The 25024-nt window shown below is 63.4% G+C and carries 6 protein-coding genes; 5 read left to right on the top strand and 1 reads right to left on the bottom strand.

Translation table 11 applies throughout. From position 1 onward, the window contains the following. Nucleotides 1-49: 49 nt before the first annotated feature. From ACILSO_RS17920 to ACILSO_RS17930, 3 genes are all read left to right on the top strand, one after another. Nucleotides 50-349, top strand: coding sequence for a DUF2934 domain-containing protein (locus ACILSO_RS17920; RefSeq protein WP_395738814.1), 300 nt, complete (start codon nucleotides 50-52; stop codon nucleotides 347-349). A gap of 361 nt (nucleotides 350-710) precedes the next feature. Next, nucleotides 711-1169, top strand: a complete 459-nt coding sequence (locus ACILSO_RS17925) for a hypothetical protein (RefSeq protein ID WP_395738815.1) — start codon at nucleotides 711-713, stop codon at nucleotides 1167-1169. Between the two features lie 217 nt (nucleotides 1170-1386). Further along, on the top strand, nucleotides 1387-2439 hold the full coding sequence (locus tag ACILSO_RS17930) for an SAM-dependent methyltransferase (RefSeq protein WP_395738816.1): 1053 nt from the start codon (nucleotides 1387-1389) through the stop codon (nucleotides 2437-2439). Between the two features lie 16 nt (nucleotides 2440-2455). Here the strand turns inward: ACILSO_RS17930 and ACILSO_RS17935 are convergent, their stop codons facing one another. Beyond that, nucleotides 2456-3118: a hypothetical protein gene (locus ACILSO_RS17935; RefSeq protein ID WP_395738817.1), complete on the bottom strand. Its 663-nt coding sequence runs from the start codon at nucleotides 3116-3118 to the stop codon at nucleotides 2456-2458. A 362-nt stretch (nucleotides 3119-3480) separates the two neighbouring features. Between ACILSO_RS17935 and ACILSO_RS17940 the strand changes: the two genes are divergently transcribed. Both ACILSO_RS17940 and ACILSO_RS17945 read left to right on the top strand, forming a co-directional pair. Then, complete coding sequence (locus tag ACILSO_RS17940; protein ID WP_395738818.1) at nucleotides 3481-4191, top strand: PEP-CTERM sorting domain-containing protein; 711 nt, start codon at nucleotides 3481-3483, stop codon at nucleotides 4189-4191. Between the two features lie 9 nt (nucleotides 4192-4200). Next, on the top strand, nucleotides 4201-24963 hold the full coding sequence (locus tag ACILSO_RS17945; protein WP_395738819.1) for a beta strand repeat-containing protein: 20763 nt from the start codon (nucleotides 4201-4203) through the stop codon (nucleotides 24961-24963). Nucleotides 24964-25024 lie beyond the last annotated feature (61 nt).

Raw genomic sequence — 25024 nt, forward strand, 5'->3', positions numbered from 1 at the left:
CGGAATAAAAAACCGGTTCGCAGCTCAACTTTGACCTCCCTTTTAAAATATGAGTGCTCTTGTGATACCCATGCCGCGCGAGACGGAGAATCCGTGCCCGCACCCCTCTGACAAAGAGATCGCCCTGCTTGCATTCAAGCACTGGAAAAACGAAGGCTGCCTGCATCTGCGTCCGGAGCACTGGCTCACAGCAGAGAAGGAACTGCTGGCGGCCTATTCGGCAGAGGGAAAGGGGCTTGTGCCCGCCGAGGCAGACCGGCTGGATGACTACTGGGAACAGGAGACTGAGGATGCCTCCCGCTACGCCATGAACAGCGAGCTTTCACTGGCAACAAGAGACTGGTCTTGAGAGCCTCCTGGAGGAATGGAAGACCAAGGCGCAGGGGGACTTCCCCACGCTGACTGGACGACAAGAGCTGGAAACCCTCAAGCAAGGCATTCGATGACAGGAGGCGGACATGAACAGCCACTTCAGAGCAGCCCGTCTCTCCGACAGCATTTCTCTGTCCGGAGGCTCCCGCGTCAGTCAGTGGGCGGACGAGAGGTGCCGATTTCAGGAACTACGAAACCGTAGAAACAAGCGACGTGCGGCGAGTCCGTGGCGAGCTGAAGAGAACAAGGTCCGCATCGACGAGCCGGCGAGGTTTCACCGGGCGAGGTACGAACGGCTGGCAGCAACGATGCGTGGCAAGTGCAGGATCGCGGCATTTTTGCTGACCACGCTCATTTTGATGATGCTGGGATGGAACGCTGCGGGCGGCCAGCACATCCCTCCTGGGCGCTGGCTATGCGGTCTGCTATCGGGCTGGTTCATCGTCTTCATGTTCCGCACAGGGTTGTTCATCTGGCTGGCCGCGCCGCGTTTCATCTGCTGCGATTGCGGGCAGTTGCAGGTGTCAGGACTGGGCCGCCTCAGGACATCGCAAATCCTGCATTGGACGATCGAGCACCAGGTGATGATCCACGCACGCAATCCACGCGGGGCCAGGCTGCGAATCTGCTGCCGATGGCTTGGCTGGAAACGGCACTGGATGATGCTGATGGAGGAAGGCCCGCGAACCGAACGACTCCAGCGCGAGCTGGAGCTGCTGCTGCCGCGTACTGTGACGACCAACCCAAAACCCACTCAGAGCCCCCTCCCGATGGAGGCGGGCATCCTCAGTCCGTGAAGCATGCGCGCCGCTGGGGAATGGTTGACACGCCACAGCGAGACGGAGTTTTGAGGAAGCCTTGTGATGGAACATGCCTGCCCAAAGAGGGCTGTGCCAAAGATGGCGGAATGGCGGGGAGGTTTGAGCAGGAAGCTTCAACTCCGGGGCTTGCGGAGGCGGCAATGACGGGCGAGGGCAGGAGTGAATGAGCGAGAATGTGAAGAATGATCCCCCTATGGCACCGCAGCCCTGGCTGGTACGCATCCCCGAGATCTTTGCCGGAATTGCAGGTTCGGTGCTGCGGCAGCTGGGCGCAGTTTCGAGCACGAAACTGGGGCAGGACTACTACCTGATCAAGACAGCGACTCCGGCTGCGATCCGTGATTCCGAAGCAGCGAAATTCATCCGCTGGAACCTGCCAATGGATCATACCTGGCCTTGCAACGCGCAAAAGATGGACGGCTTCATCGAAAAGGCGGCGCAGACGCTGCTGAAGAAATTTGGGGACCGAAAGCCCCAGGGCATTTTCATCGGCACCCTGCAGCCCACCTCCCCTGACAAGTACTACAAGGGCCTGGCGTCCAACCTGCGGGGCCGGGTGCTGCAGTTGTTTCCCAAGCTGGCCGCGGCAAACGTGGAGGAGCAGGATCCGACGGCGGAGACGCTGTTTTGCCTCGTCGGCAAAGAAGGCCTGTTTTGCGGCATGCAGAGTCCTCGTGCCGCCAACGGGCTCTATGCGGGAGGGAGCAAATACATTGATCAGGACTCTCCTGACACGATCAGTCGCGCGGGTGCAAAGATCGCCGAGGCCCTGCACTACCTGCTGTTGTACCGGCCACCGATGAAGGAGGGCAGCCATTGGATCGAACTCGGTGCCTGCCCGGGTGGCATGACGTCTGAGCTGCTGGCGCGCAACCAGCGCATCACGGCGATCGATCGTGCGCCGCTGGACGCAAGGCTGGAGGGTAGGCCGGGCCTTAAATTCTTCCTCGAAGATGTGGCCACCTTTCAACCGAGGGCCGGCACCAGCTACGACGCGCTGCTGTGTGACATGAACGGCCCGCCCGAAGAATCGATCGAACAGGTGATCCGGCTGTCGCGTTTTCTGATACCGGGAGGGCTGGTGGTCTTCACGCTGAAGGTTCCCCGGATCGATTCCCTGGATGAACCGAATGAACTGTTTCGGCTCATCGTGTCGATGGGCAGAGGGGCCGGCCTGCGCCTTTTTGCGCAGACGCACCTGACCTACAACCGGCACGAGTTTACGCTGTTCTTTGAAACCGTTTGAGGGCAGGTCTCAGCTATCAGGGGATGAAGGTCAGCAGCCAGTCGATGGACTCGTGGTTTTTCGCGTTCTGACGGGCCTTGAGTTCGAGCAGTTTGCTCCGGCACTTTTCTGGCTCGCGCTCGGCCAGTTCGGTGAGGAAGCCCTGAAGGCCATCGTTGTCATGACCCTCGGCGAAGCCGGCATCGAGAGCGTCGAGCAACTCTTCGAGGCAGTCCAGGCCGCCGGTCTCCGCCACGAGTTCTGCGATGAGCTCGCGAGACCAGAAATTATTGTCAGGCGACTTCATCGCCTCCAGCAGCAGAGGAAGATCATCGATGCAGATGGCGGCTTTGACCCGGTGGAAAGCCTCCAGCACCACGTCCTCTTCGCCTTCGTTGCTGGCCTGCCGAATGAACCGGAGGTCAGCGGCAATGCTCTCGGTGATGGCATTTTCCAGCTCGGGAGAGAATTCCTCTTCTTCGCTCGCCGCCTCCACAGAGCTGCTCTGCAGATCTTCTGGCTTGAGCAGCACGGCGCCTTTGAGAAGGCGGCAAAACTGCTTCTTCGTTGCCTTGTGGAGGGTCCCCTGCTTGGTCAGTGGGTCTTTCATCCGCTTGTACTCGATGGACAGGCGCGCCCATTCGACGATGCGGAAATACTCGTCTCCCTTTTTCCAGATTTGACCTTGTTCCAATTTCATCGGGTCCATTAGCCGTGGTGGCAGGCAGCGCCATGATCTTTTTGTACGAAGATAGGCCGTGCCACGTGGACGGGGGTGAAAAGCCATGAGCCGGAGGGGTCTGAGGCACCCGCCCCCCTCATTTGGGGGGGAAGGCTGGCGTCGGGGCCCCCAATTGGGGGACGAATTCAAACAATCAGGATTTCCAAAATAAAGTGCAATTCACGCTTGTTTGCTGGATTTGTTATTATTATAATTATAGAATATGTAATATGTGATAAAAGGGTCTTCATCTTCCCTCGCCCTCCAAGCTCCCCAATCCACGCAGCCCTGACACGCACCGACTTCCCCTCTCCCCAAAGCCTCAAACCACCCTCGCCGAAATGAAAACGACCTCCTACCTACCCAAGCTCCTCTGCCTCGCCCTGGCGCTGGCTTGGACTCAAGGTGCCCAGGCCAGCACGGTCTTTTGGGGCAGCACCTTCCAAGACAACCTCTTCGACAGTGCGGGCAATGCGCTCGACCCGACGTATTCCTTTGAGATTGGCACTTTTGGAGCCTTTACGCCGACGTACCAGAACGTGGACCAGTGGCAGGCCAACTGGCACGTGATCGACCGCGCGTTCGACCCAGATTCGAACGGGTGGAACTCCACGGACCAGTTTTTTGCGGGCACTGTGGGCTTTAACCCGGACGGCACGTCGGATTCCCCGGACGCCAACCCGGTCGATGCCTTCACGCAGGGGGATGTGGTCTATCTGTGGGTCTACAATTCCAAATCGATTGTTCCCGGCAGTGAGTGGGCGCTGGTAACGGACGGAACAACGGTGGGCAACTCAGGGGATCCCTGGATCATACCGGACCCCTCTGACACGCTGGGATCCTACAACTGGAACCTGGGCGATGCGAGCACGCCCGTGGTAGGCGGAGCCAACAACGTGCAGGGAGCCGGCACCTACACGGCCACCCCCGGAGTTTTCAGCCTGCAGACGGCCGTGGTTCCAGAACCCGGCTCTGTGATGCTGCTGCTTGCAGCCGCAGCCGCCCACCTGACACGCCGTGCCCGCCGCCTGACCCGCATGTCCCAGTTCTGAAGACACCCCATGAGGGAAAACGCATCACGTCCAACGAGCCTGACGTGCCGCCTGAAAGCGGCGCGTTTCATCGTTTCCATGTGCTGCGTTCTGTTTGGCGGGGCCATGGCGGCCCATGCGGCGACTGATTTCAGTGACTACTCTGTGTTCGCCAGCGCCAGCAGCACGACGGTGAGCACGATCAAAATCGGCGCCACCACGGACAGCGAAACCGCCATCACGGCCAACACCACGGCCACCGGGGACGACGTCACCGGCACTGACGACGAAGACGGCGTGACTCTGCCGAGCAGCGTGGCCTTGGGAGCATCCAGTTCCATGACGGTGAACGTGACCAACACGAGCGGTGCGTCGGTGTACCTCAATGTGTGGATCGATTTCAACCGCAATGGCGTGCTGACTGACAGTGGTGAGCAGGTGGCCAGCAACACCATCATCGCCACGGGGACTTCCGGCTCCAATAAAACGGTGAACTTCACGGTGCCTGCGACAGCCACTGTTGGCACAGCCGGCGTGCGTGTCCGCCTCACCTCCACCAGCACACCGGGCTCCACGGGTCTGATAGGAAACGGCGAGGTGGAAGACAACGTGATGACGCTGGCCTGCCCCACCGTGACTTTCAGCCCGACTACACTGACGACCCCGACCGTGGGCGGGTCGTATTCGCAAACGCTAACGGCTTCGGGTTCAAGCACCACGTTTTCGTATGCCGTCACTTCAGGCTCGCTGCCGGCGGGTCTCTCTCTGAGCACGGCGGGGGTGCTGTCCGGAACGCCCACGAGCACCAACTCGACGACGTTCACGGTCACCGCCACGGGCGCGAACAGCTGCGCAGGATCTCAGTCCTACACGGTTACCCCGGTGTGCCCCACCCTGAGCTTCAGCCCCTCCGCCGCCGGCATTCCAGACTCCTACGTGAGCAGCGCCTTCAGCCAGACAATCACGGCTTCAGGAGGGACCACTCCCTACACTTATGCGGTGACGTCCGGCACGTTGCCGGCGGGACTTTCGCTGAGCAGCGCCGGTGTGATCAGCGGCACGCCCACCACCAGCAACGGCTCGGGAACCAGCGTCACGATCACGGCCACGGATGCACGCAACTGCCAGGGGTCCCTCACCTACACCGTTCAAGTGTGCCCGGTCATCAGCATGAGTCCGGCCACGCTGCCCGCGCCCGGGCTGGGCTCTCCTTACAATCAGACCGTGTCCGCTTCCGGCGGCGCCGGCGTGTACAGCTACAGCATCGCCACTGGCAGCCTGCCCTCCGGAATGACGCTGAACTCCAGCACAGGCGTCATCTCCGGCACTCCCACCAGCACCGCAGCGGCCACCTTTACAGTGAATGCGGCCGATGCGAACGGCTGCCTGGGCATCCGCAGCTACAGTTTCACCCCGGCCAGCACGGATTTCGGAGACTACTCAAGCTTCGGCAGCGTCAGCAGCACGTACAACTCCAACCTTAAACTGGGCGCCATCTTTGACGCAGAATCCAGCGCCACGACGAATGCCACGGCCACCGGTGATGACATTACGGGACTGGATGATGAAGACGGAGTAACCCTGCCAGCCTACCTGGAGCAAAGTACTTCCGCCACCATCACCGTCAACGTCACCAACAACACCGGCCTCACGGCCTACCTGAACGCCTGGATCGACTACAACAAGAATGGTGTGCTGACGGACTCCGGCGAGCAGATCGCCACGAACACCGCCGTGAACACCGGCACCACCGGGGGCAATGTGGCCATCACTTTCACGGTACCTGCCGGTGCCACGGTAGGCACCACGGGAGTGCGCGTGAGACTGACCTCCACAAGCTCTCCGGGAAGCACCGGGGCCAGTGGCAACGGTGAAGTGGAGGACAATGTCATCACGGTATTACCGCCCACGGACTTCGGGGATGATTCAGGTCTGGACCTCGCGGGCAGCACGGCCTCCACCACGCTGCGCATGGGCGCCTTGGTGGACACGGAAGGCCCCACTCTGGGCAACAGCGCGGCAACCGGTGACGACACCAATGGCAGCGACGACGAAGACGGTGTGACCCTGCCCGCCTCCGTCATTCAAGGGCAGTCGGGCGCGAGCGTGTCCGTAACCGTCACCAACACCACCGGTGCAGACGGATACCTCAATGGATGGATCGACTTTAACAACAACGGCCTGCTCACGGACGCGGGCGATCAGATCGTGACCAATGATGTGGTGGCCACCGGCACCAGCGGCGCCACGCGCACGTACACGTTCACGGTGCCAGGCTCCGCAGCCACAGGACCGGTTGGCGTGCGTTTCAGGCTGAGCTCCACCGCCACGCCGGGAGCCACTGGCATTTCAGGCACGGGTGAAGTGGAAGACTACGCGCTAAACATCGTCCCCGCCTCTGACCACGGGGACTTCTCCCGCTTCGCGGACGCCAGCAGCTACAACTCCGCCGCACTGGGACTTGGAGACTTGGAAGACAATGAAATCACTCCGGTGACCAATCTCGCGGCCACGGGTGACGACATCACCAACGTGAACGATGAAGACGGGGTGACGCTGCAGGCCATTCTGGTGCAGGGCCAGGCCGGCGTGGCGGTCACCGTCAAGCTTAACAACACCTCCGGCGCTCCGGCCTACCTCAATGGCTGGGTGGACTTCAACAGCAACGGCACCCTCGACTCCACCGAGCAGGTGATCACCGACTCCGTGGTGGACGACGGCACCTCCGGGGACTTTCAGACCTTCTACTTCGATGTGCCGAGCACCGCCACCATTGGCACCGCGGGCGCCCGTTTCCGCCTGACCTCCGTCGCCTCCCCCGGCCCCACAGGTGCCAGCGGGTATGGTGAAGTGGAAGATTATACCACGTCCATCGTCGCGCCCTCGTCCAACTTCCGCGACTACTTCTACACCATCCGGAATGTGAGCGGCCACTTCTACCTGGACGAAATTTCGGTGTACAATCCCAACTCCGCTTCGCCCACCGTTTCGGTGACACCGGGCATCCTCGACCTCAACACGGCCTCCCCGGGCTTCAGCACAAGCTCGACGGATGCGATGATGAACGGCCTGGCGCTCGACTGGCTCAACCGCCGCTTCTACTGGCTGGCCACTTCCACCGCATCCGGCGGCAGCGGGTACAATGCCAACCTTTACACCGCGGCCTACGACAATGTGAGCAAAACGTGGAGCTACCAGCTTGTGACCGGCTCGGCATTGTCCAACATCACTTTCAACAGCGGGACTCCTTCGTCGGCATCGGCAAGCTCGGGAGCTTTCCCACGTGCCGCATTCTACAATGGAGAATACTACGCCGGCGGCCAGCTCAACAACAACGTGGCCGTGTGGCACCTGAACGCCACCGGCACTGGCCTGAGCACTCCTGCCTACAACGACTACACCAACTTCTTCCACCTGAGCCAGACCTTCAACGGCGGCGACTTCGTCATTCGGCCGCAGGACGGCCTGCTGGTCACCTCCACCGTGATCAACAGCGCAAACACGCTTTTCAATCAGTTCCTTGATGACGGCATGAACGCCTCCGGCCCGGCGGCCACGACGGCGAATGTGGACGCGCAGATCCCTTACTCCAGCAACAGCTCCATGCAGATCGCCGGTGTGGGTGGTGTGTCCCGTCTCTATGGCCTCGGCTCAACGGGCACGAACATCTACCGCATCGACAGATATGACACGTCTTCACCGTCCGCAGTCAAGGTAGGTCCGCTGCCCACGGCCTCCTACACGGACCTTTCGGAAGGCATTTCTTCCTCGGTGACCTCCCTCGGCGTGAAGGGCATCGTGTACTATGATGTGAACGGCCTCACCGATGGCATCATCAGCGGCACCGGAACCAATGCCAGCGGCACCCTGTATGCCATGCTGGTGGATGGCTCCGGCAATCTGGTGGATTCCTTCCCGGTCAAGAGCGATGGTACCTTCATCCTCGGCGGGGCCTCGGCCAACACGTCCTACCGCGTGGTGCTCAGCACTTCCTACGGCAGCCTCGGTTCCACCGCTCCAGCGGCTGCTGTTCCCAACGGCTGGCTGAATGCGGGTGAATTCCTCGGCTCCGGTGCGGGCAGTGACGGCACCATCGATGGCAGCCTCGCCGTCACGGTCGGCTCCGTTGGAGTTGTGAACGCCACCTTTGGCCTCTCCCAGACACTGTCCATCGGAGACACCGTGTGGAACGACGTCAACAACAACGGGCTGCAGGACGTGGGGGAAAGCGGCATCGGCAGCGTCACGGTGCAGCTTTGGAAACCCGGCACGGACAACGCCATCGGCGGTACCGGCTCTGCGGCGGACACGCTGGCCGCCACGACCTCCACGGACGCGACCGGCAACTACAGTTTTGTAGGCCTGACCGCAGGAAAATACTTCGTCACCGTGACGCCCAGCACGCTCTACTCCGTGGTCAGCAGCACCGTGGCAGCAGACAATGGTGTGGATGGCGACAACAACGGATCGCAGCCGGGTGGACGCGCCACGGCGGTTTACAGTCCGATCATCACGCTGACGCAAGGGGCCGAACCGGGGAATCTCTCCACCGGCGGCGGCAACATTGAAAACACCATCGACTTCGGCCTGCTCACCGCGGTGGACTTTGGAGACAATGCCGCCTTTGGCTCCGCTGGCAGCGCGCTGGTGTCCACTCTTTATCTGGGATCGCTGATTGACTCCGAATACTCCGCCAACAACAACGCCACGGCGACGGGGGACGATATCACGGGTGTGGATGACGAAGACGGCGTTATACTGCCAACTGCTTTTTATCAGGGTGCCTCTGCCACGCTGACGGTGAACGTGACCAACACCAGCGGCTCCACGGCCTTCCTGAACGCCTGGGTGGACTTCAATGGAAACGGCGTGCTCACCGACTCCGGAGAACAGGTGGCGAGCAACACCATCATCGCCAACGGCACCAATGGCGCCAGCCGCAACATCACCTTCACCGTTCCGAGTTCTGCACTGCCTGGCACGGTGGGAGTACGCGTGCGCCTTACGTCCATCAGCAGTCCGGGCCCGACAGGAACCGTGGGCAACGGCGAAGTGGAGGACAGCATTCTCACCATCAAGGGCTATGCCAACCTTTATGACCCAGACATCGGTCAGTTTGGCCTGTTCGTCACGGACGGAACTTTCTCCATGTCCAATTCAGCCAGCGGTGTGTATGGCGGCACGGGCATCGCTTCAGGGGTCACGCTGAACATATCCGATGGGGGTCTGGCCAATTTTGTCATGATTCACCCGCCGCAGACAGGCACTTTTGGCAATGCGGACACCCTCCCCGGCACCGGTGGCAGCACTATTTCTCCTGTGCTCACAGATCTGAGCATCCAGCGCACGCAGGCCTACAACCTTTCCACGAATGTGGCCGCCATGGCGAGCACCCAAACGTTCGGGGCCATGAGCAACTCCTTTACCATCACGTCCAGTGGAACTCACAATGTCATCAGCATGACGAGCCTCAAGCTCTCCGGTGGCAGCATGCTGACGCTGCAAGGTGGGGCGAACGATTATTTCTTCATCAATGTGGCCTCTGAGTTCACCTTCACAGGCAGCAGTGGCATGATCTTATCCGGAGGTGTGAAACCCCAGCATGTTATCGTCAATCTTCTTCCAGGAGCCAAAGCCTTGAACCTCACTGGCGGATCCGCGGCTTATTCCGGCACTTTTCTTGCGGTGCAGTCGGGCACAGCCACCACTCTCACCGGCGGCTCCATTGTCACCGGTTCCGTCTATGCGAGGGATGTCACTCTCACAGGCGGTTCCCTGATCAACGGCTCCGCCTTTGACAACGGTGCCCCGTTCGACCTCGGCGACTACTCAGGCTTCCTGGCCGCAGGCAGCGTTGTGAGCAGTGCGTTGACGATTGGTTCAGTGATCGATTCCGAAAGCGTTCTGCTGGAGGACAGCAACGCGACCGGTGACGACCTCAGCGGAGTGGATGACGAAGAAGGAGTCACCGTTCCCGCCACCATGCTGCGGGGAGCCACGGGCACCCTCAGCATCAACGTCACCAACACCTCCGGAGCCACGGCTTATCTCAATGCCTGGATCGACTACAACCGCAATGGTGTGCTCACTGACTCTGGCGAACAGATTGCGACCAACACCGCCGTGGCCACAGGAACTTCTGGCTCCGCCCAGACGGTGACCTTCACCGTGCCTACGACGGCCAGCCTCGGCACTGCGGGTGTGCGTGTGCGCCTGACATCCACCAGCAGCCCCGGCTCCACTGGCAACAGCGGGATCGGGGAAGTAGAAGACTACATCACGACGATATCGTGCCTGCCGGTAACCGTTTCCCCAGCGACACTCCCTGCCGCCAGCGTGGGCACCGCCCTCAGCGCCACGATTTCCGCCACCGGTGGCACGGCACCTTATGCCTACACAGTGTCCAGCGGCACTCTGCCTGCCGGGACCACTCTCAGCTCCGCTGGTGTGCTCAGCGGCACGCCCAGCAGCGCCAGCGCCAGCACGTTCACCATTCAGGCCACGGACGTCAATGGCTGCGCCGGCACTCAGAGCTATACCGTGACTCCGGTGTGCCCTGCCGTCACGATCGGCCAGTCTTCGCTGCCACAGGGCACGGTGGGCACGGCCTACTCGCAGACGCTTTCCGCCACAGGCGGCACTGCGCCGTATGGCACGTGGGCCGTGACCACGGGCACTCTGCCAGCGGGTCTCTCCCTCAATGCCAGCACGGGAGTCATCTCCGGTACGCCCACGGCTTCAGCCTCTCCGGCGACCACGCTTACCTTGAGCGTGAAGGACACCTACAACTGCCAGGGCACCAAGTCCGTCACGCTGCAAGTCTGCCCGGCGGTCACGCTCTCCCCGGCCACGCTGCCCACGCCGTCTGTTGGCACGGCCTACTCGCAGGCCATGACTGCCAGCGGCGGCACGGCCCCGTATACTTACACCGTCTTCAGCGGGACGCTGCCCACCTGGGCCACTCTGACCTCCGCAGGTGTGCTCAGCGGCACGCCCAACAACACCATAGCGGCGACCTTTACCGTCAAAGCCACCGATGCCAACGGCTGCGCCACCACGGTGAGCTATACCGTGACGCCTGTCTGCCCCACCATCAGCATCGGCCAGTCAGCCCTGCCTCAGGGGACCGTGGGCACGGCCTACTCGACGACCCTCAGCGCCATAGGCGGCACAGCCCCCTATGGCACCTGGACGCTTACCAGCGGCACTTTGCCCGCAGGCCTCACGCTCAATGCCAGCACGGGTGTCATCTCCGGCACTCCCACCGCCACCGCCTCTCCCGCGACGACACTGACCGTGCGTGTGAATGACGCCTACGGCTGCCAGGGTTCCAAATCCATCACGCTGCAGATTTGCCCGGTCGTCACGCTCTCCCCCGCCACACCGGCCACCGGCACGGTGGGTACGGCATACACGCAGACCTTCACCGCCAGCGGCGGCACCACCGCCTACACCTACACTCTGGCCAGCGGCACGCTGCCCGGGGGCCTCACGCTCAATGCCAGCACCGGTGTGGTCAGCGGAACGCCCACCACGCAAATCAGCAGCAACGTAACCCTGCGCGCCACAGATGCCAATGGCTGTGCAGGCACACTGGCGGTCACCTTTGCCATCAGCTGCCCGGTCATCAATCTGGCTCCCGCCACTTTGCCGGTAGGCGTGGTAGGCAGTGCCTATTCGCAAACCATCAGCGCCAGCGGCGGCTCATCCTCCTACACCTACGCCCTGAGCAGCGGCACACTGCCCGCAGGCCTCTCTCTCAATGCCAGCACGGGCATCATCAGCGGCACGCCCACAACCAGCAACGGCGTGGGCACGAGCATCACCGTCAGCGCCACAGACAGCTTCAACTGCTCCGGCACCAAAACTTACGCACTGCAAATCTGCCCGGTGGTGACGCTCTCCCCTGCCACGCTGCCGACGCCGACGGTGGGCACAGCCTACTCGCAAACCCTCAGCTCCAGCGGTGGTGCATCCGCCTACACATACACGGTTTCCAGCGGAGCACTGCCCGGCTGGGCCACGCTAAGCTCCAGCGGTGTGCTGAGCGGCACGCCGACGAGCACAACTGCTGCCACCTTCACAGTCCAGTCCACCGATGCCAACGGCTGTGCGGTCACACGCAGCTATACGGTGACGCCCGTGTGTCCGACGGTGACGGTCACGCCTGCCACGCTGCCCGATGGCATTGTGGGCACGGCCTACTCGCAGACGATCTCCAGCAGCGGCGGCATCGCCCCATACACCTTTGCGCTGACAAGTGGAACCATGCCTGCGGGCCTGACGCTCAGTGCTAGCACGGGTGTGATCTCCGGAACGCCAACGACGGCCAACGGCCTGGGTGTGAACCTGACCATTCGCGCCACGGATGCCAATGGCTGCCAGGGCTCGCAGGTGGTAGCGCTGCAAATCTGCCCGGTCATCAACCTCGCTCCTGCCACGCTGCCAACTCCGACCGTCGGCACCGCCTACTCGCAGACGCTGACCTCCAGCGGCGGCACTTCAGCCTACACCTACACGCTGGCGAGCGGAGCACTGCCGACGTGGGCCACGCTGAGCTCCGGCGGCGTGCTAAGCGGCACACCGAACAGCACCACCGCCGCGACCTTCACTATCAGGTCAACGGATGCGAATGGCTGCACCGGCACGATCAGCTACACGCTCAATCCGGTGTGTCCTTCCATCACCATCACACAAACCTCGCTGCCGCAGGGCACGATGGGCACAACCTACTCGCAGACGCTTTCCGCCAGCGGCGGGATCTCACCTTACAGTGCCTGGACGCTCACCAGCGGAACCCTGCCAACGGGACTGACGCTGAATGCCAGCACAGGCGTCATCAGCGGAACGCCCACGGCACAGGCCTCGCCGGCGACAACGATCACAGTGCGAGTGAATGATGCAAACGGCTGCCAGGGCACGCGCTCCATGACGCTGCAAATCTGCCCGGTGGTGACGCTCTCGCCGTCCACATTTGCGGCCAGCACGGTAGGCACAGCCTACACGCAGACAGTCTCCGCCAGCGGCGGTGCGGCAGCCTACTTGTACGCCATCACCTCCGGAAGTCTGCCTGGCGGATTGAGCCTTAACACCGCCTCCGGCGTCATCTCCGGCACGCCCACGACGCCTACTGCCGCCAGCTTCACGATCTCCGCCACGGATGCGAATGGATGCGCGGGCTCCGTCAGCTACACGATGACCCCGGCGCCGAACACGGACTTCGGCGACTTCAGCGGTTTTGCCACCGCCAGCAACACGAGCAACGGCACCTTGAAAATCGGCTCGCTGATTGACATGGAAGTCACCGGCACCAGCAATGCCAGCGCCACGGGAGATGACATCACCGGCAGCGATGACGAAGACGGCGTGACCGTGCCCGGCTCCATCACCGCAGGGGCAACGGTGACGATTCCAGTCGTGGTGACCAACAGCGGCAGCACCACGGCCTACTTGAATGCGTGGATCGACTTCAACAACAACGGCGTGCTGACGGACTCCGGCGAGCAGATTGCCATCGACACTCCAGTCGCGGCTGGCACCAGCGCAGCCACGATGAATGTCACCTTCACCACTCCCGTGGGAGCCTCTGTGGGCGCATCACGCGGCGTGCGTGTACGTCTGACGGGCACGGCTTCTCCAGGATCCACCGGCACGGGCGGCCTGGGAGAAATTGAAGATTACATCGTGACCATCGCGGCACCGACCATCGACTTTGGCGACAACAGCGCCTTCGGCTCGGCAGGCAGCACCATGAACTCCACACTCAAGCTTGGTTTGCTCACGGATGTGGAAGGACAGCCCACGACCAACACGGCGGCAACCGGGGATGACATCACCGGCAGCGATGACGAAGACGGTGTGACCGTGCCCGCAACCATCACCCAGAACGTGGCAAGCTCCATGACGGTAAACGTGACCAACACGTCCGGAGCCAGCGCCTATCTCAACGCATGGATCGACTACAACGGCAACGGCGTGCTGACGGACTCCGGCGAACAGGTGGCCATCAACACGGTGATCGCCACCGGCACTTCCAACTCCAACAAAACAGTCAGCTTCACTGTGCCGGCGACGGTGAAAGTGGGCACGGTGGGCGTGCGCGTGCGGCTGACGTCCACGAGCAGCCCGGGCTCCACCGGAACGAGCGGCAATGGTGAAGTGGAGGACTACGTCACGTCCATCGTGGCCACGTCGGACTTTGGCGACTACGCGAGCTTTGGCAGCGCCAGCAGCAAGTCCAACAACACGCTGAAACTGGGCCTGCTTGTGGATGCGGAAGGCAACAGCGTCATGGACGCCACTGCCACCGGCGATGATCTGGATGGTTCTGCCGATGAAGACGGCGTGACCGTGCCGATAAACATCGCCCAGGGAGCTGCCAGCAGCCTGACGGCGAGGGTCACCAACACCTCGGGCAGCGCGGCCTACCTGAATGCGTGGATCGACTTCAACCGCAATGGTGTGCTTACAGACTCAGGCGAGCAGGTTGCAGTAAACACGAGCATCACCACCGGCACCTCCAATGCAGCACAGGTGATCAATTTCACCGCCCCGGTCGGCGCGAGCCTCGGCACGGCCGGTGTGCGCGTGCGCCTGACAAGCACTAGCTCCCCCGGCCCGACCGGCATGAGCGGCAACGGCGAGGTGGAGGACTACCTCACAACGATCGTGGTGCCGACCACGGACTTCGGGGACTATTCGGGGTTTGCAGACGCCTTCAGCACCGCGAACAGCAACCTGGTGCTTGGTGACGTGGTGGATGCGGAAGGCAGCGCCACCAGAAACGCCACCGCGACAGGCGATGACACCACCGGCAGCGATGACGAGGACAGCGTGGTCTTCCCGTCCATGACAGCGGGCCAGCCGGGATCTGTGTCTGTCAGTGTGACCAACACCAGCGGGGCTCCGGCATATCTGAATGCGTGGATCGACTTCAACAACAACGGCGTTCTCACCGATGCGGGCGAGCAGATCGCCAGCGACATCCTGATTGCCGATGGAACCGACGGCGGCAGCCAGGTGGTGAACTTCACCGTGCCGACGAACGCCGTGACGGCCGCCACGGCGCTGGGCACACGTCTGCGCCTGACCAGCGTCGCATCGCCCGGCCCCACCGGCGGGGCAGGCATCGGCGAAGTGGAAGACCACACCATCGTGATCCTGGCACCGCTGACGGACTTTGGCGACTTCAGCGGCGCACCGGACGTGTCCAACACCGCCAGCACCAATCTGCGCCTCGGCGCGCTTGTGGACACCGAATACAGCTCCACACGCAATGCCACCGCCACTGGTGACGACGTCGTGGGCAGTGATGACGAAGACGGCGTGACGCTGCCCTCCCTGATGGCGGGTGCACCAGCCACGATCCCGGTGGTGGTGACGAACAACTCCGGCAGCGTCGGCTACCTGAACGCATGGATCGACTACAACAACAACGGCGTCTTCACCGACTCCGGCGAGCAAATCGCAAGCAACGTGTCCATCGTCACCGGCACCAGCAACATCACGCAAAACCTGAACATCACCGTCCCGGCGGCGGCGCAGACGGGCACCAATGTGGGCGCGCGCTTCCGCATCAGCACGGACATTTCTCCGGGCTCCACGGGATCCGGCGGCGTGGGTGAAGTGGAAGATTATGTCGTCAACATTGCACCGGCGACGACCGATTTCGGCGACTTCGCCAGCTTTGGCAGCGCCAGCAGCATCCAGGTGAGCACGATCAAACTCGGTCCGCTGACCGACACCGAATATGTGCAGACCACGAACGCCACGGCCACGGGCGATGACATCACCGGCCAGGCTGACGAAGATGCGGTGACCTTCCCGACTCTGACGGCGGGCGCGCCGGTGACCATTCCGGTGCTGTCGACGAATACAAGCGGTTCGGCCGTGTACCTCAATGCGTGGATCGACTACAACAACAACGGCGTGCTCACCGATGTGGGCGAGCAGATCGCCACGAACGTGTCCATCGCCACGGGCACCAGCAACGCCGCTCAAAACCTGAACATCACCATTCCGGCCACCGCTTTGACCGGAGTGAATCTGGGAGCACGTTTCCGCCTCACCAGCACCAGCGGAGCGCTCTCCACCGGCGCAGCGGGCAATGGCGAAGTGGAGGATTACATCGTCAACATCTCCGCGCCGACGACGGACTTCGGCGACTTCAGCGGCTTTGCGGACGCCTCCCAGGGGGCGAACCCCGCCCTGCACATCGGCGCGCTGATCGACGCGGAGTATGCCTCCACGCGCAATGCCACCGCCACAGGCGATGACATCACCGGCACGGACGATGAAGACGGTGTGGCGGTGCCTTCGATGATCGCGGGCCAGAGGGTCACGATCCCCGTCACCATCACCAACACCACCGGAGCGATCGGCTACCTCAATGCGTGGATCGATTTCAACAACAACGGCGTGCTCACGGACGGCGGCGAGCAGATCGCCACTAATCTCAACATCGCCACCGGCACCACGAATGGCGTGACCAGCCTCGCCGTCGCCGTGCCTGCGAATGCCGTGACGGGCACCAATGTCGGCCTGCGCTTCCGCCTTTCCGCCCCCAGCGGTCTCGGTCCGACCGGAGCCAACGGTCTGGCCGGTGAAGTGGAAGACTATGTGGTGAACATTGCCGCGCCGACGACGGATTTCGGCGACTTCTCGGGCTTTGGCAGCGCCAGCAGCACCCAGATCAGCACGCTGAAAATCGGCGCGCTGACAGACACCGAATACGCGCAGACCACCAACATCACCGCCACGGGAGACGACATCACCGGCACGGACGATGAAGACGGCGTGACGCTGCCTTCCATGACCGCGGGAGGTCCGGCCACCATCCCGGTGACGGTGACAAACAGCAGCGGCGCCACCGCCTTCCTCAACGCCTGGATCGACTACAACAACAACGGCGTGCTCACCGATGCGGGCGAGCAGATCGCCAGCAACATCGTCATTGCCAACGGCACGAACAACGTGGTGCAAAACCTGAACATCACCGTTCCGGCCACTGCAACGGTGGGGACCAATCTCGGCGTGCGCGTGCGCCTGACCTCCACCAGCACCCCTGGCTCCACGGGCCTGAGCGGGAACGGCGAAGTGGAGGACTACCTGGTCAACATCGCCTCCCCCACGACTGACTTTGGGGACTTCAGCGGCTTCTCCAGCGCCAGCAATGCCGCAGGCAACGGACTGCGCCTGGGTGCCTTAATAGATACAGAATACGCCGGCACTTTGAATGCCACCGCCACGGGCGATGACATCACCGGCCAGGCGGACGAAGACGGCGTGGTGCTCCCCGCCATGACCGCCGGACAGACTTTGACGATCCCCGTCGTGGTGACCAACACCACCGGCTCGGCCGCTTTCCTCAATGCGTGGATCGACTTTAACAACAACGGCGTGCCCACAGATGCCGGAGAGCAGATCATCACCAATCTCAGTGTTGCCACCGGCAGCAATGGAGTGACGATTAACCCGAGCATCACCGTGCCTGCGGACGCGGTTACAGGCACGGCGCTGGGCGTGCGCTTCCGCCTCACCGCAGTCAGCTCCCCCGGAGCCAGCGGTGCGCTTGCCAGCCTGGGCGAGGTGGAAGACTACACGGTGACGATCGCTCTGCCGACCACGGATTTTGGCGACAACTCCGCACTGGCGAGCGCGAGCAGCACGGCCAACACCAACCTGCGCCTCGGCCTGCTGACGGACGTGGAATACGTGGCCACCACGAACCTCACAGCCACGGGTGACGACATCACCGGCCAGGCTGACGAAGACGGCGTGACGCTGCCGACGCTGACCGCGGGCGCTCCGGCCACCATCCCTGTCGTCGTGACAAACAACACCGGCGCGGCAGCTTTCCTGAACGTGTGGATCGACTACAACAACAATGCGGTGCTCACGGATGCAGGAGAGCAGATCGCCACGAATGTCAGCATTCCCACCGGCACCACCAGCGGCACGCAAAACCTCAACATCACCGTGCCTGCGACCGCGTTGACCGGAACCAACCTGGCCGTGCGCGTGCGCCTGACCTCTGTTTCCTCCCCTGGCTCCACGGGTGCCGCGGGCCTCGGTGAAGTGGAGGATTACCTCGTCAACATCGCCAAACCTCCGCTGGATTACGGTGACTGGAGCGGTCTGGCCGATGCAGCCTCCAACGCCTCGGCCACGCTGCGCCTCGGCGCGCTGGTGGACACCGAGTATGTCTCCACCCGCAACGTCGGAGCCACGGGCGATGACATCACCGGCGTGGATGATGAAGACGGGGTGACGCTGCCCTCACTGACGGCCGGCGCCCCTGCAACGATCCCGGTGGTGGTCACCAACACCAGCGGAGCGAGCGCCTACCTGAACATCTGGATCGACTACAACAACAATGGCGTGCTCACGGACTCGGGCGAGCAGATCGCCACCAACGTGGTCATTGCCAATGGCACCAACGGCGCCACGCAGAACGTCAACATCACCATCCCGGCCAATTCGGTGACGGGCTCCAATCTCGGCCTGCGCGTGCGTCTTACGGACGTGGCGTCTCCAGGCGTCACCGGCACCGCGGGCACAGGCGAGGTGGAAGACTATGTGACCCCGATCGCCGTGCCGACGACCGATTTCGGCGACTGGAACGGAGCGGCGGACGCGTCCAGCATCGCCAGTTCCAACCTGCGCATGGGTGCGCTGGCGGACACGGAATACCTCTCCACGCTCAATCCCTCGGCGACGGGCGATGACATCACCGGCAGTGATGACGAAGACGGCGTGACCCTCGGAAGCCAGACACCCGGCACCGCCGGCAGCGCCACCGTGGTGGTCACAAACAACAGCGGCGCGGCAGGCTACCTGAATGCGTGGATCGACTTCAACAACAACGGCTCCTTCGCCGATGCGGGCGAGCAGATCGCCACGAACACAAGCATCGCCACCGGCACCAATGGAGCGACGCAGACGGTGAACTTCATCGTTCCCGTGGGTGCGGTCCCCGGCCAGCGCGGCGCGCGCTTCCGCCTGACGAGCACGCAGAATCCGACCTCCGTCGGCGCCAGCGGCACGGGCGAAGTGGAGGACTACCTCGTCACCATCACCTGTCTGCCCATCGCCGTCACGCCGGCCACACTCGCCACACCGACGGTAGGCACGGCTTATTCGCAGACCGTGACCTCGACCGGCGGCCTCGCGCCCTACACCTTCAGCATCGGCAGCGGAGCACTCCCCGCAGGCCTCACGCTGAGCAGCGCGGGTGTCATCTCCGGCACGGCAACGAGCAGTAGCAGCGCCACCTTCAGCATTGTGGCCACGGACTCGTATGGCTGCTCCGGCAGCACCAGCTACACAGTTACGCCCGTGTGCCCAACGATCACGGTGAACCCGACCACTCTGCCCAGCGGCCTCGTGGGCACCGCCTACTCGCAGACTCTCACCGCCAGCGGTGGCACCGCCGGTTATACCTTTGCCGTGAGCAGCGGCACGCTGCCGGCAGGCCTGACGCTCAATGCAGGCACCGGTGTCATCAGCGGCACGCCCACCACCAGCAATGCCAGCGGCGTCTCGCTGACCTTCCGTGCCACGGATGCGAACGGCTGCAGCGGCACGCGCACGATCAATCTCATCATCTGCCCGGTCATCACGCTCGCGCCAGCCACGCTGCCCACACCGGTGGTCGGCACTTCCTACACGCAGAGCATCACCGCCAGCGGCAGCACTGCGGCCTACACTTACACGCTGGCTGGTGGCGCGCTGCCCGCATGGGCCACGCTTTCCTCCTCGGGTGTGCTGAGCGGCACACCCACGACCACCACCTCCGCGACGTTCACGGTAAAAGCCACGGATGCGAACGGCTGCACCGGCACGCTGAGCTACACGGTGGCACCGGTCTGCCCCACCATCTCCATCACGCAGTCGGCGCTGGCGCAGGGCACGGTGGGCACGGCCTATTCGCAGACACTTACCGCCAGCGGCGGCACAGCGCCCTACAGCGCATGGACGCTCACCAGCGGCACGCTGCCCGCAGGCCTCACGCTCAATGCGAGCACCGGCGTGATCAGCGGCACGCCGACCGCCGTGGTCAGCCCCGCGACCACGATCACCGTCCGTGTGAATGATGCCAATGGCTGCCAGGGCAGCCGCTCCATCACCGTGCAGATCTGCCCGGTCATCACGCTCACTCCTTCGACACTGCCTGCACCGGTGGTGGGCACGGCCTACTCCCAGTCGCTCGCGGCTGCCAATGGCACCTCCCCCTACACCTTCACGCTGGCCAGCGGCGCGCTGCCCGCGTGGGCCACGCTGAGCTCTGCCGGAGTGCTGAGCGGTACACCGACGACGACCACCGCCGCATCCTTCACCGTCAAGGCCACGGATGCCAATGGCTGCGCAGGCACGCTGAGCTACACGCTCACACCGGTTTGCCCGACGATCAGCCTCGCACCGTCGGTGCCCGCACAGAGCATGGTGGGCAGCTTGTATTCGCAGACGCTCACGCCATCCGGCGGCACCGCGCCCTACAGCGCCTTCACCGTCACCAGCGGCACGCTGCCAGCAGGGCTCTCGCTCAATGCGAACACGGGTGTCATCAGCGGCACACCCACCGCCACCAATGGCGCAGGCGTGAGCGTTTCCATCCGAGTGACGGACACCTACGGCTGCCAGGGCACGCAGGCCATCACTCTGCAGGTGTGCCCGGTCATCACTCTGGCACCGGTCACGCCCGCGACGCCGACGGTGAGCACCGCCTATTCGCAGACCTTCATCGCCTCCGGCAGCACCGGATCCTACACCTTCACCTTGGCTGGTGGTGCACTGCCTACGTGGGCCACGCTGAGCAGTTCAGGAACCCTGAGCGGCATGCCGGACAGCCCGAACAGCGCCACGTTCACCCTCAAGGCCACGGATGCGAACGGCTGCAGCGGCACGCAGAGCTACACCATCACGCCGGTGTGCCCTGCCATGACCATCACGCCTCTCACGGTGGCTTCTGGCACGGTGGGCTCCACCTACTCTCAAACTCTGAGCGGCAATGGCGGCACCGCGCCGTATGGCGCGTGGACGGTCACCAGCGGCACGCTGCCTGCGGGCCTCTCGCTCAGCTTGTCGGGCGTCATCTCCGGCACACCCACGGCCTCCAATGGCGCGGGCGTGAGCTTCACCGTGCGAACCACCGATGCGCGGGGCTGCAGCATCTCGGCAGTGATCTCCCTGAAGATCTGCCCGGTCGTCTCCGTCAGCCCCAGCACCTTGGCCGCCAGCACCGCAGGCAGCAGCTACTCGCAAACCATCAGCGCGTCCGGTGGCGCCACGCCCTACGTGTATGCGGTGGCCAGCGGCACGCTGCCGGCAGGATTGACGCTCAACAGCAGCTCCGGCGTGATCTCCGGCACTCCCACCAGCACGGCCGTGACAAACTTCACCATCAGTGCCACGGATGCCAATGGCTGCGCGGGCACACGCAGCTACTCGCTGACCCCTGCCTGCCAGACCATCACCGTCGGCCCTGCCACGCTGAGCAATGGCACTGTGAACAGCGCCTACTCGCAGACTGTCAACTCTACCAGCGGCATCGGCACCGTGACCTTTGCGATCAGCAGCGGCAGCCTTCCTGCGGGCCTGAGCTTGAACGGCAGCACCGGTGTGATCTCCGGCACGCCCACCAGCACTCTGGCCGCCACCTTCACCGTCCGCGCCACAGACTCGAACGGCTGCACCGGCAGCACCAGCTACACCGTCACGCCAGCCTGCCCCACCATCACGGTCACTCCGACCACACTCATCACAGGCGGTGTGGGCGTCGTCTACTCGCAGACGCTCAGCGGCGTGGGAGGCATCGCGCCTTACACTTCGTGGACGGTGACCAGCGGCACGCTCCCTGCAGGACTCACGCTGAACCCCAGCAGCGGTGTGATCAGCGGTACACCGACCACCGCCAACGGCGCCGGCGTGAACGTGACCGTCCGCACCACGGACGCCAATGGCTGCACCGGCAGCTCCTCGCTTTCCATCAAGATCTGCCCGGTCATCACGCAGTCGCCGGCCACACTCACGGCACCGACGGTGGGCACGGCCTACACGCAGGTCATCACGGCGGCAGGCGGCGTCTCGCCTTACACCTTCACCGTTGCCAGCGGCAGCCTGCCTGCGGGCATGACGCTGAGCAGCAGCGGCACCATCAGCGGCACCACACCAAGCTCCGCCACGGCCAGTTTCTCCATCAAAGTCACCGCTGCGGACGGATGTTCCGGCACGGCGAATTACACGCTTACCCCCGTCTGCCCCACGCTGGCCATTTCTCCGAACGGCACGCTGCCGCCCGCTTACCTGGGCGCTGCATATACACAGGCGATCACAGCCTCCGGAGGCACTTCGGCTTACACCTTTGCCCTGCTGAGCGGCGACCTGCCGAGCGGAGTGCTGCTGGCCTCCAACGGAGTGCTCAACGGCACGCCGACCGCCAAGGGCGTCTTCCCTGTGACGATCCGTGTCACCGATGCCAATTCCTGCGCGCAGTCCTTCAACGTCACACTGCAGGTGCATACCCTCACCATCGGCAACCTTGTCTTTGAAGACTCCAACAACAACGGCCTCAAGGACACCAGCGAACCCGGCGTGGCGGGCGCGACCGTGCAGCTCTTCACCCCTGGCAGCGACAATGCCATCGGCGGCAGCGGCACAGCGGCGGACACGCAGGTGGGCGGCAGCCTCACCACCGACTCCACGGGCGCCTACCTCTTCAACTTCCTGCCCGCCGGCAAATACTACATCAAGGTGACTCCTCCTGCGGACTACCTCTTCACCGGCGGCACGGCAGACACCAGCGATGACGACATTGACAACAACAACGACGGCGCACAGCCCGGCGGCTCCGGCACGCCGCTCTACAGCCCCGTCGTCACGCTCTCCGGCGGCGCGGAATCCACCGCCGATGGCGATTCAGACCCTGACACCAATCTCACCGTGGACTTCGGCCTCTGGTCCAGCGTGGGCGTGGGCAACATGATTTTCCTCGACATCAATGGCGACGGCCACCGCAATGAAGGTGAAAGCCTGGGCAGCATTTACGTGGAACTCTATGCCCAGGGCGCCACACCGGGCGTGGATGATCCTGTTAGCGCGGGCACCTCCGGCTGCTCCTGCAAAGGCCGCTATTTCCTCGACAGCCTGAACCCCGGCACCTACTTCCTCTACATTCCGCCATCCCAGTTCGCCACAGGTGCGCCGCTGGAAGGACTGCTGCCCATTTCCAACGTCGTTGCTGGAGATGACGACGTGGGCCAGGACCTCATATACAACAGCAATCCCGCGGTGAACGGCGCCAGCACCAGCCTCTTCACGCTGCGCCCTGGCTTCTGCCCGACCGGCAGCGCTGAATCCGGCGCCGAAGGCAGCATCGATGACAGCATGGACGCACGGGTGGATCTCACCCGCGACCTCGGCGTGGTCGCTCCCGCGGGCACCGGATTTGCCGCCAGCGAGGCCATCCGCCGCTACATCGTCACCGGCGGCTTCACCGCCAGCGTGCTGCCAGGGGCCACCACCTTCGCTCTCTGGAGCCAGAACAGCAACATTGGCAAGGCCACCGACGATCCTGACGAGGACGGACTGGCGAACCTGATGGAATACGCGCTCGGCACCGATCCTGGCAACCCCCTGCAGACCAGCCGCTTCACCCTCACGCATGACGCCGCCACCGGCAGCCTCACCGCACTGCTCACGCTGCCCACCGGCACGCATGACGATCTGAGCATCAGCCTTGAAACGCTGACCGACCTCAGCAAGGCCGGCACCGCCTCCGCATGGAAAAAACTCTCCATGGCCGCCACCACCACGCTGAATGCCGACGGTACGCTCACCCGCGCGTATGCAAACCTGGAAAAACTCCTCGTCTTCAGCGGACTCGACACCGGCTTCATCCGCCTGCACGTGGATCTGGACGCAAACCGCGACGGCGTGCCTGAAGCCACTGTGACCTCCGCCATCCAGGGCTGGAGCCGACAGAGCTTCGCCACCGGCTCCCGCACCTTCAGCATGCCGCTGCTCAACGCCGCCTTCTTCACCGGCAGAGCCGTCTCCGCCAGCGGCAATGAGATCATGCTGCCTGCCATCCTCACGCTGCCAGCCGGATCGCTCTACCTTGAGGCGCTCGACGGCACGCTCGCCGGGCAGCGTTTCGACATCGACAGCACCGCCAGCTCCGGCAACACCGTGGTGCTGCAAAATACCAGCCAATCGTATGCCGGCCTTGCCAACGCGCGCATTACCATCCGCCTGCACCACACTCTGGCCGGGCTGCTGCCAGCCGCCGCATTCAGCAGCGACGACCGCGTGCTCTTCTTTGACACGGCCGCCAGCAACTTCACCACGCTGACCCAAGACGGAGAAACCTGGCTCAACGGCGTGCTCAGCATGAACGCCCGCCCCGTGGCCGCGCATGAAGCTGCCATGGTGCAGATCCGTGGCAGCGGCACCGTGATCATGTTCACTGGCGAAGTACGCCAGAGCACCTACGCCACGCCGCTCGTCGCAGGCACTCAGCTCGTTGCACCCGGCTGGCCCGTCATCTCCCCTGCCCCGGTCACCGGTCTCAGCTCCGGCCTCACCGCCGAAAGCGCCGACCGCTTCCGCCTGTGGGATGGCGACACCACCACCGGTGCCAGCAGCTACACCGGCTACTACCTCGACGGCAGCACCACGCCTCCCGCCTGGCTGCCACAGACCACGCCTGCGCCAGCAGCATCCGTGCTGCCCTTCCACGGCTACTTCCTCATCCGCACCGCGCCGCTGCAACTGCAGCAGAACGCGCCGTGGTGAGAGTGATGTCCATGGGATGATGCTGAGTCATACTGGCAGCTTTTTGAGGTGCTCGCAGGCC

Origin of the sequence: Prosthecobacter sp., from assembly GCF_044226605.1 — a bacterium.
Taxonomy (GTDB): Bacteria; Verrucomicrobiota; Verrucomicrobiia; order Verrucomicrobiales; family Verrucomicrobiaceae; genus Prosthecobacter.